This is a genomic window from Intrasporangium flavum, from assembly GCF_001956915.1.
In the GTDB taxonomy this organism is placed as follows: Bacteria; Actinomycetota; Actinomycetes; order Actinomycetales; family Dermatophilaceae; genus Monashia; species Monashia flava.
Genome location: NZ_MLJO01000023.1, coordinates 20164 through 28348 on the forward strand (window position 1 = coordinate 20164; position 8185 = coordinate 28348).

General features: G+C 71.2%; 8 protein-coding genes. 7 read left to right on the top strand and 1 reads right to left on the bottom strand.

All coding sequences use genetic code 11. The features are described from left to right. The first annotated feature begins 48 nt into the window (after nt 1–48). The 3 genes from BIV28_RS16630 to BIV28_RS16640 are packed head-to-tail and all read left to right on the top strand — an operon-like array spanning nt 49 to nt 2731. On the top strand, nt 49–957 hold the full coding sequence (locus BIV28_RS16630) for an ROK family protein (protein WP_076263651.1): 909 nt from the start codon (nt 49–51) through the stop codon (nt 955–957). Next, nucleotides 954–1901: a 1-phosphofructokinase family hexose kinase gene (locus BIV28_RS16635; protein WP_076263652.1), complete on the top strand. Its 948-nt coding sequence runs from the start codon at nt 954–956 to the stop codon at nt 1899–1901. Before BIV28_RS16630 ends, BIV28_RS16635 begins: the two co-directional genes overlap by 4 nt. Continuing rightward, on the top strand, nt 1898–2731 hold the full coding sequence (locus BIV28_RS16640) for a class II fructose-bisphosphate aldolase (protein ID WP_076263653.1): 834 nt from the start codon (nt 1898–1900) through the stop codon (nt 2729–2731). The genes BIV28_RS16635 and BIV28_RS16640 overlap by 4 nt, the downstream gene beginning before the upstream one ends. 156 nt (nt 2732–2887) lie before the next feature. Here the strand turns inward: BIV28_RS16640 and BIV28_RS16645 are convergent, their stop codons facing one another. Next, nucleotides 2888–3787: an SIS domain-containing protein gene (locus BIV28_RS16645; RefSeq protein WP_076263654.1), complete on the bottom strand. Its 900-nt coding sequence runs from the start codon at nt 3785–3787 to the stop codon at nt 2888–2890. Between the two features lie 147 nt (nt 3788–3934). On the opposite strand from BIV28_RS16645, the gene BIV28_RS16650 reads away from it, so the two are divergent. The 4 genes from BIV28_RS16650 (at nt 3935) to BIV28_RS16665 (ending at nt 8138) form a co-directional block, all read left to right on the top strand. Further along, complete coding sequence (locus BIV28_RS16650) at nt 3935–4738, top strand: DeoR/GlpR family DNA-binding transcription regulator (RefSeq protein ID WP_207556049.1); 804 nt, start codon at nt 3935–3937, stop codon at nt 4736–4738. Between the two features lie 189 nt (nt 4739–4927). Beyond that, nucleotides 4928–6184 (top strand): extracellular solute-binding protein, encoded by a 1257-nt coding sequence (locus BIV28_RS16655; protein ID WP_076263655.1) that lies wholly within the window; start codon nt 4928–4930, stop codon nt 6182–6184. Nucleotides 6185–6198: 14 nt separating this feature from the next. After that, entirely contained in the window at nt 6199–7239 is a 1041-nt protein-coding gene (locus BIV28_RS16660; RefSeq protein WP_242653102.1) for a carbohydrate ABC transporter permease, read from the top strand. Further along, nucleotides 7236–8138, top strand: coding sequence for a carbohydrate ABC transporter permease (locus tag BIV28_RS16665; protein WP_076263656.1), 903 nt, complete (start codon nt 7236–7238; stop codon nt 8136–8138). The genes BIV28_RS16660 and BIV28_RS16665 overlap by 4 nt, the downstream gene beginning before the upstream one ends. The last annotated feature ends 47 nt before the right edge of the window (nt 8139–8185 follow it).

Genomic DNA, 8185 nt, shown 5'->3' on the forward strand with positions numbered 1-8185 from the left:
GATCGCTCGACTATCGTTCCGCGCACTATTGCTCATAGACTGCGCACCGTGAAGCATGAGGCAGTGGTCGGCATCGACGTCGGCGGCACGCGGACCAAGTCGGCCCTGGTGACGCCAGGCGGCACCGTCCTGGCCGAGGCCGTCGTGCCCACGCCCGAGCGCGTCGGCGACCGGCTCGGCGAGGTGTCGGCCAAGGCCGTCGCCGAGCTGCGGGCCGCGGCGGGCGACGACGTCGACCTGCTCGCCGTCGGCGTCGCGGTACCCGGGCTCGTCGACGAGGTGGCCGGCATCGGCGTCTGGTCGGCCAACCTCGGCTGGCGCGACCTCGACCTGCACGCCGCCGTCTCCGCCCACGTCGACGTGCCGGTGGCCATCGGGCACGACGTCCGCTCGGGCCTGCTCGCCGAGCACCGCCTCGGCGCGGCCCGCGACGCCGACAACGTCCTCTTCGTGCCGCTCGGCACGGGCCTGGCCAGCGCGATCCTCTGCCGCGGCCGGCTCGTCACCGGCGGCCTGTGGACCGGCGAGATCGGCCACATCGTCGTGCAGCCCGACGGCCCGCTCTGCGGCTGCGGCCAGCGCGGCTGCCTCGAGGCGCTGTCGAGCGCCGGCGCCATCGGCCGCCGCTGGTCCGAGGCCACGGGCCTCGTCGGCGACGCCGCCGAGGTGGCGCGCCGTGCCGACGCCGGCGAGGCCGAGGCCCGACGCGTCTGGCAGGAGGCCATCGAGGCGCTCGCCATCATGGTCGCGCCCGTCGTCGCCGCGGCCGGCACCGAGCTCGTCCTCGTCGGCGGTGGCCTCGTGCACGCCGGCGACACCCTGCTCGACCCGCTGCGCGCCGCCCTGACGATGCGCCTCGGTGGCCGCACCGACGTGGCCGTCGAGGCGGCCGCGCTCGGTGACCGGGCCGGCTCGCTCGGGGCGGCCACGATCGCCCTCGACCTCGTCGGCCGATGATCGTCACGCTCACCCCCAACCCGGCGGCCGACGTCACCTACGGCGTCGACGCCGTCCACCTCGGCGACTCGCACCGGGTGCACGACATGACCGAGCGCGCCGGCGGCAAGGGCCTCAACGTGGCCTCGGTGCTCACCGGTCTCGGCGAGCACGCCGTGGCCGTGGCCCCGGTCGGCGCCGCCGACCTCGCCGCGTGGGCGGCCGACCTCACCGACCGTGGCGTCAGCCACCGTCTCGTCGAGTCCCCCTCTGCCACGAGGCGATCCATCGCGGTCGTCGAGGCAGACGGCCGCACGACGCTCTTCAACGAGGCCGGGCAGCCGCAGCCCGACGCCGTGTGGACGCGCGTCGCCGAGGCACTGGCCGCCCTCTCCGACCAGGCCGAGGTGCTCACCGTGTCGGGCAGCCTGCCCGCCGAGGCCCCCGACGACCTCGTCGCCCGGTTCGTCGTCGAGGCCGCTCGCCGGGGCCTCCACACCGTCGTCGACTGCGGCGGCGCGGCGCTCGCCGCAGCCCTCCCTGCCGGCCCGAGGCTCGTCAAGCCGAACCGCACCGAGGCCGTCGCCACCCTCGGCGTCGACGCCGGTACGTCCCCGCGGGCCCTGGCCCGCCTGCTCCTCGAGCGGGGTGCCGGGGCGGCGGTCGTCACCGACGGCGCCTCCGGCCTCGAGCTCGTCGCGCCCGACGTGTCGCTGCGTGCACGGTTGCGAGAACCCTTGCGCGGCAACCCGACCGGAGCAGGCGACGCGATGACCGCGGCCCTGGCCGTCGAGCTGCGCGACGCGTCAGGCCTCCCTTCCGGCGTCGACGCGTGGGCTGAGGCCCTGCGCCGCGCCGTCGCCTGGTCGGCTGCCGCCGTCCTCCAGCCCGTCGCGGGCGTCGTCGACCCCGACGACGCCGCGCGCCTGTTCCAGTCCGTCCAGATCGAGGAGAGCCCGGCATGAGCCGCAGCGACCTCGCGAGCGTCCTCGCGGGCGCCCGTGCCGAGGGTCGCGCCGTCGCGGCCTTCAACGTCATCCAGCTCGAGCACGCCGAGGCGTACGCCACCGCGGCCGAACGCGTCGGCCTGCCCGTCGTCATGCAGATCTCGGAGAACTGCGTGCGCTACCACGGCTCGCTCGCGCCGATCGCCCTGGCGACGCTGGCGATCGCCGACGCGTGCGACCAGCCCGTCGTCGTCCACCTCGACCACGCCGAGGACACCGCGCTCGTGGAGGAGGCCGTGCGCCTCGGGCTGATGTCGGTCATGTTCGACGGCTCCACGCTCCCCGACGACGCCAACCGGGCCGAGACCGCCCGCGTCGTCGCGCTGTGCCACGCCGCCGGCGTCGGCGTCGAGGCCGAGCTGGGCGAGGTCGGCGGCAAGGACGGCGTCCACGCCCCCGGCGTGCGCACCGACCCCACCGACGCCGCACGGTTCGTCGCCGACACCGGCGTCGACGCGCTCGCCGTGGCCGTCGGCAGCAGCCACGCGATGACCGACCGCACGGCCGAGCTCGACACGGATCTCATTGCGGCACTGCGCGACTCGGTCCCCGTGCCGCTCGTCCTGCACGGCTCCTCAGGGGTCCCGGACGACGGCCTCGTCGCAGCCGTCAAGGCCGGCATGACCAAGGTCAACGTGGCCACGCACCTCAACCAGGTGTTCACGCGCGCGATGACCGGGCGTCTCGAGGCGTCGCCGACCGTCGACACGCGCAAGTACCTCGGTGCGGCCCGCGACGCCGTCGCCGACGAGGCCGCCCGCCTCCTGCAGCTGCTCGCCCTCCGCTGACGGGGCGCGCACCGAAAGTCCAACTGCCCACTCGACGGGTCAGCCTGGTCGAGTGGGCAGTTGGACTCACGGGTGCGAGTGGGAAAGTGCCCACTCGACCGGGAGTGGGAGGTGTTGCCTCCCGGTCGAGTGGGCGGGTGGACCCGTGGGGGCGGGTCAGGTCAGGACGATGCTGCGGGTGAGGTTGCGGGGGGCGTCGGGGTCAAGGCCCGCGGCGTCGGCCTTGGCGAGGCAGAGCCGGTGCAGGCGCACGAGGTCGGCGAGGGCGTCGACGTCGCGGTGCTCGAAGTGGGCGCCGGTGCCGTGCACCTCGTCGGCGAGCCCCTCCGGCACCGAGCCGAAGGCCCACACGGCGCGGCCGGGGGCGGCGATGCTGACCGGGCCGTGGCGGTACTCCATGGCCGGGTAGGACTCGGACCAGAACTGCGCCGACTCGCGCAGCTTGAGGGCCGCCTCGGCGGCGATGCCGTTGGTCCAGCCGCGGCCGAGGAAGGTGACCTGCTCGGCGAGCGCGAGGGCACCGACGGCGTCCGACGCGTCCTCGGCGAGCACGGCTCGGGCCTGGGCGATGGCGTCGGTGAGGTCCTCGCCGAGCGAGGCGCGAAGCAGGGCGAGGGTCGTGGTGGCGAAGCGGGTCTGCACGACCGACTGCTCGTCGACGTCGTCGAGCAGGATCGTCGCTGCGGACCGCTCGGCCACGGGCGTGCCCGCGGTGGCGACGACCGACACGTGCGGGGTGCCGGCGGCGCGCAGGCCCTCGACGACCTCGATGACCTCGGTCGTCGTGCCGGAGCGGCTGATGACGACGACGCGGTCGTAGCCGCGCGCGAGGTGGTGCTCGGACGCGGCGAAGGCGTCGGTGACGCCCTGGCCGAGGTCCTCGCGGCGTCCGGCGTAGGCCTGGCCCATGAACCACGACGTGCCGCAGCCGATCGTCGCGACGCGCTCGCCCGGGCGGGGCAGGTGCTCGGCGACGGTGTCGAGGCGCCCGATGACGCGCGCCCAGTCGTCGGGCTGGGTGGCGATCTCGCGGGCGAGGTGCGTGGTCTGCGGCATGGGACGCTCCGGATGGGTCTCGCGACGGTGCCGCGCTGAGGCCTGTCGGGGCCGCGCGACGCCTTCTGATTGTGTCTGCTCGAATCAAAGCGTAATCGCGCACAGTCGGTCATGTCCATTGCACGTTCTGCGCGGTATCGTCAGCGCGTGACCGAAGAGAGCGACCTCGCCCGCAACCGTGCCAGCCGTTGGTCGATCATGCTCGACCGTCTTGCCACGGCGGGGAGGCTCGGCGTCGGCGAGGCGGCCGAGCTGCTGAACGTCAGCGAGGCGACGATCCGTCGTGACTTCTCCGAGCTGGCCAAGCGCCAGCTCGTCGCCCGCAACCACGGCGGGGTCGTCGCGACGAGCGTCGCCTACGAGCTGCCCTACCGCTACCGCAGCACCCGCGCCGACGAGGACCGCGCCCGCGTCGCCGAGGCGGCGGCCGCGCTCGTCGAGGCCGGCCAGGTCGTCGGCCTCAACGGCGGCACGACGACCACCGCCACGGCGCGGGCCATCACCGCGCGCGACGACCTCGTCGACGCCGACGGCGAGGTCACCATCGTCACCAACGCGCTCAACATCGCGACCGAGGCCGTGCTCCGCCCGCACGTGCAGTGCGTCTCGCTCGGCGGCGTCGCCCGCCCGGAGTCCTACGAGGTCACCGGCCCGCTGGCCCAGCTCGTGCTCGGCCAGCTGTGGCTCGACGTCGCGATCGTCGGCGTCAACGGCCTGTCGGCCCGCGAGGGCGCGACGTGCCGCCACGAGGAGGAGGCGGCGATCATCCGCACCATGATCGAGCGCAGCAAGAAGGTCATCTGCGTGGCCACCGGCGACAAGCTCGGCGCGCGCACCTTCGCCTCGATCTGTCCCGCCGAGCGGATCGACCACCTCGTGACTACCGTGGGCGCTGACCGGGCTGAGGTCGACGCGCTGCGCGACGTCGGCGTCGAGGTCCACGAGGTCTGACCCACCGCGTCGCACGATGATCACTCCGTGCGCGGCGATGCGTGATTGTGATCGGATGATTAAGCATTCGGTCAGTTTTGCTCTTGCCAACGGCAAAGAGCCGTCCTAGGTTGTTCGTCACCTCGAGCAGAGGGTGGCCGGGTGGGTCCGACATCGCACCCCGCGTCCCGGCCCGGACCAAGGAGAGACATGAGCTCGACCAAGAAGAGTGTCGTCGTCGCGGGTCTGGCCATCGCGGGCCTCGCCCTCGGCGCGTGCGGAGGGGGCACCGGCGCCGGGTCGGCGGGCGGCAGCACCGGGGGCAGCGGTCAGGAGGCCAAGACGATCAAGCTCGTCGCGGCGGAGTACTCCAAGGACCACACCAAGGCCTTCTGGGACGCCTTCGCCAAGACGTACAAGGAGAAGACGGGCTACACGCTCGAGGTCCAGGTCGTCAGCTGGGACAACATCGACCAGCAGTCCTCGACGATGATCCAGAACAACCAGGCCCCCGACATCCTCAACCTCAACGCGTACGCCAGCTACGCCAAGGACGGCCTGCTCTACAGCTCCGACGAGGTGCTGCCGGCCGCGACGAAGAGTGACATCCTCGACACCTTCGTCAAGTACGGCACCTATCAGGACAAGTTCTACGGCTTCCCCGACCTGTCCAGCGCCCGCGCGTTCTTCTACAACAAGGCGATCTTCAAGCAGGCCGGCATCGCGAACCCGCCGAAGACGTGGGACGAGCTCGAGGCCGACGCCAAGAAGATCGCCGCCACCGGCAACGTCGGCTACGCCCTCCCGCTCGGTCCCGAGGAGGCCCAGGGCGAGTTCTCCATGTGGCTGTTCAACAACGGCGGCGACTGGAAGACCGACGGCACGTGGGCGATCAACTCCGACAAGAACGTCGCGACGCTGAACTTCCTCAAGAAGCTCTCCGACGAGAAGGTCACCCAGAACAACCCGGCCCGCACCAACCGTGCCGACGCCTTCGACCTCTTCAAGTCGGGCAAGGCCGGCATGGTCATCGGCTTCAGCCCGCTCGCGGCCGACCTCGACAAGGACGCCAAGGTCGACTACGGCGTGGCACCCTTCCCGAGCAACGACGGCAGCGAGAGCAAGACGTTCGGCGTCACCGACTACCTCATGGCCTTCAAGAAGCCGGGCAACCAGAACGCCGTCAAGGCCTTCTACGACCTCTACTACCAGCCCGAGCAGGTCAACACCTTCATCAAGGCCGAGGGCTTCCTGCCGGTCACGAAGTCGGGCGTGCAGTTCTTCCACAGCGACGAGAAGCTCAAGGTCTACCTCGACACCCTGCCCAACGCGAAGCTGACGCCGACCGACGACCCCACGTGGGACAAGGTCAAGCTCGCGGTGCAGCAGAACCTCGGCAAGGCCATGAGCGGTGACCCGAAGGCCGTCCTCGACGACCTGCAGAAGACCGCCGAAAACGGCGGCTGAGCGGCCCACCCCTCATGAGCCCCAGCACCACGCCGACGCCGGATCCCGCCCTCGCGGCGGGGTCCGGCGCCGGCGCGCCCTCCCCCAGCACCGACGCGTCGGCCACCCCCCACGCGTCCACCCCGCCCGACGCGCCCCGTCGGCGACGGCGCCGCAGCGCCGGGCGCATCGGCCAGGTCCACCCCCTCGTCGCGCTGCTCTGGCTGCTGCCGGCGCTCGCGCTCATCCTCGGCGTCGTGCTCTACCCGGCGATCAAGCTGTTCCAGGCCAGCCAGGGGCAGTACTCGATCACCGGCCTGCGCAAGGGCGACGCCGGGTGGGAGAACTACGTCAAGGTGCTCCAGCACGAGGACCTCGGCACCGTCCTGACCAACACCGTCATCTGGGTCGTCTCGGTCGTGGCCATCACCATCGTGCTGAGCCTGGCCCTGGCGCAGTTCCTCGTGAAGCAGTTCCCGGGCCGGCGCCTCGTGCGGTGGGCGATCATCATCCCGTGGGCGGCCTCGCTCGTCATCACGAGCCAGCTGTTCGTCCTGCTCTACGACTACAACTACGGGATCATCAACCACGTCCTGCTGTCGCTGCACCTCATCGGGCAGCCGATCGACTTCCTCGGCGACGACAGCTGGACGATGTTCTCGATGGTCGTCGTCGGCGTCTTCGTGTCGCTGCCGTTCACGATCTTCGTCTTCATCGCCGGCCTCGGCGCCGTGCCCGACGACGTGCTCGAGGCGGCCACCGTCGACGGTGCGAGCCCGTGGCAGCGGTACTGGAACATCACGCTGCCGCTGCTGCGCCCGGCCCTGATGATCGCCACGGTGCTCAACGTCATCTACGTGTTCAACAGCTTCCCGATCATCTACACGCTCAACGACCGCAACCCGGGCTACACGCACGACACGACGATCACGTTCATGTACAAGCTCGCGTTCAAGAGCCAGGAGAAGGACGTCGGCATGTCGGCGGCGGCGGGCGTGTTCAACGTCCTGCTCATCCTCGTCGTCGTGGCCGTGTACCTGAAGATCATCAACTGGCGTGAGGAGACGAGCCGATGACGGCCACCACCGCCTCAGCAGCCGGCAGCGCGGGCACCGCTGTGCCGCAGCAGGACTCGCGCCCGACGCCGCGGGACCCCAAGCGTCGCAAGCGGGTGCTCATGTCGGTCGGCGGCGCGCTGGTCGCGCTCGTGTTCCTCGCGCCGTACCTCGTCATGGTCCTCGACTCGCTGCGCACGAGCAGCGACGTCAAGAGCACGCCGCCCTCGTTCCTGCCGAAGGTCTGGCAGTGGGACACCTACGCCCAGGTGCTCGGTGACGAGCGGTTCCTCAACTGGCTCAAGACCTCGCTCATCGTCGCGAGCGGCTCGACGGTCATCGTCGTGCTCGTCGCGATCCCGGCGGCGTTCATGACCGCCCGGCACCAGTTCCCCGGCCGTGGCGCGTTCCTGCTGCTCGTGCTCGTGACGCAGATGTTCGCGCCCACCTCGCTCGTCGTCGGCCTCTACCGGCAGTTCTTCGAGCTCAACATGATCAACACCTACGGAGCACTCATCATTACGAACGCGGCGTTCAACCTCGCCTTCGCGATCTGGATCCTGCACGGCTTCTTCGCCTCGATCCCGCTCGAGGTCGAGGAGGCCGCGGCGCTCGACGGCGCGAACCGGTGGCAGGTGCTGCGCCGGGTCATGCTCCCGCTGACGCTGCCGGGGCTCGTCACCGCGACGATCTTCACCTTCATCGCGGCGTGGAACGAGTACGTCGTGGCGCTGACGCTCATGATCGACGACGACCGCAAGCCGCTGACCGTCGGCATGCGCGCCTACATCACCGGCTACGAGCAGCACTGGGACCAGCTGTTCGCGGCGTCGGTCATCGCCGTCGTGCCGGTCGTCATCCTCTTCGCGCTCATCGAGAAGCACCTCGTCGGCGGCCTCACGGCCGGCAGCGTCAAGTAACCACGGGGGCGGGTGGGACGAGCTGCTCACTCGACGGGAAGGGAGGG

Bases quoted from the DNA above. Each gene is read 5' to 3' on its own strand.
- BIV28_RS16645 (WP_076263654.1), bottom strand. From the start codon at position 3,787: ATGCCGCAGACCACGCACCTCGCCCGCGAGATCGCCACCCAGCCCGAC.
- BIV28_RS16640 (WP_076263653.1), top strand. From the start codon at position 1,898: ATGAGCCGCAGCGACCTCGCGAGCGTCCTCGCGGGCGCCCGTGCCGAG.
- BIV28_RS16635 (WP_076263652.1), top strand. From the start codon at position 954: ATGATCGTCACGCTCACCCCCAACCCGGCGGCCGACGTCACCTACGGC.
- BIV28_RS16660 (WP_242653102.1), top strand. From the start codon at position 6,199: ATGAGCCCCAGCACCACGCCGACGCCGGATCCCGCCCTCGCGGCGGGG.
- BIV28_RS16665 (WP_076263656.1), top strand. From the start codon at position 7,236: ATGACGGCCACCACCGCCTCAGCAGCCGGCAGCGCGGGCACCGCTGTG.
- BIV28_RS16655 (WP_076263655.1), top strand. From the start codon at position 4,928: ATGAGCTCGACCAAGAAGAGTGTCGTCGTCGCGGGTCTGGCCATCGCG.